Raw genomic sequence first — 556 nt, forward strand, 5'->3', positions numbered from 1 at the left:
CTGCTGCCGGTGGCGCGGATCGAGCGCTCCACCGGCCGCCCCGTCGTGCTGGTGCCCCGCGCCGCGCTCGTCGACGTGCTCGTCGACGCCCTCCGGGAGGACGGCTCGCCCGACGGCATCCGCACCGGGGTGCCGGAGGTGTACGTCGCCGGGCTGCTCACCGGGCACGACGTCGTCGTCGGCGCCGACGGGGTGCGCAGCGCGGTGCGGGCGCAGCGGTTCGGCCCGGCCGCGCGGGTGCGGCGGGCGGGGTTCACCGCCTGGCGCGGCTCGGCCGCCTGCGAGGTCGACCGGCACGGCGAGGTGTGGGGTGCGGGGGTGGTGTTCGGCGCCACCCCGCTGCCCGGGAGGCGCACGAACTTCTACGTCGCGGTGTCCGACGCCCTCGCCGCGGCCGACGGCGCCGGGCCCCCGTCCCTCGCACCGCTGCGCGACCTGCTGCGGGGCTGGCCGGACCCGGTGTCGCAGGTCCTCGCCGCCGCCGACCCGGCCTCGCTGCTGCGCCACGCGGTCGAGGACCTGCGCCCGGGCCCGGCCCGGTGCGCCGACGACCGGG

1 protein-coding gene is annotated in these 556 nt (G+C 80.4%); it reads left to right on the top strand.

Annotated elements, in window-relative coordinates:
• Nucleotides 1–556: flavin-dependent monooxygenase (locus ABEB16_RS21935; RefSeq protein ID WP_486336002.1), on the top strand; the 556-nt coding region annotated here is incomplete at both ends.

The organism is Kineococcus glutinatus (genome assembly GCF_039542765.1).
Taxonomy (GTDB): domain Bacteria; phylum Actinomycetota; class Actinomycetes; order Actinomycetales; family Kineococcaceae; genus Kineococcus_A; species Kineococcus_A glutinatus.